The 495-nt window shown below is 69.3% G+C and carries 1 pseudogene; it reads right to left on the bottom strand.

Annotated features, from left to right (window positions below):
• Positions 1-495: pseudogene (locus AX744_RS20650) on the bottom strand (serine/threonine protein kinase); the annotation flags it as partial.

The raw sequence follows: 495 nt of genomic DNA, 5'->3' as shown, positions 1-495 counted from the left end.
GGTCTGGGTCGGCGTGTTGCTCGGCGAACCCGTGGGATCGGCATCGCCGCCCTGGTTCGCCAGCATCGCCCACAACGTGCCGCCGAGCACGATCACCAGCAGAGCGATCAGAGCGATCAGCGGCCAGGTCCAGGGGCTGCGCTTCTTCTTCTCCTTCTCCTCCTCGGCTGCAGCCTCGGTGGGAAGCTGAGCCGTGGTGGGAAGGATGCGCGTGGTGCCGTCGTCTCCCGATGCCGTCAGGATCCGTGTCGCGTCGTCTCCGCCGGCGATGCCGCCGGTCGCGATCGCGGGCACGGCGATGGCCGCGGAGTTGAGGTCGCCTCGGCGAAGAGCCTGAGCCGCGCGCGCCACCGTCGCAGAAGACGAGGGGCGATCGCTGGGCTTCTTGGCGATCATCGCCATGATGAGGTTCTGGACGGGGATCGGCACGGTCGGGGGCAGCGGCGGGGGCTGCTCGTTGATCTGCGCCATGGCGATGGCCACCTGCGACTCACC

The organism is Microbacterium sp. CCH5-D1 (assembly GCF_001557335.1).
GTDB classification, from domain to species: Bacteria; Actinomycetota; Actinomycetes; order Actinomycetales; family Microbacteriaceae; genus Microbacterium; species Microbacterium oxydans.
Note: the sequence above shows the minus strand (reverse complement) of the source record. Positions and strands in the feature narration are given on the sequence as shown.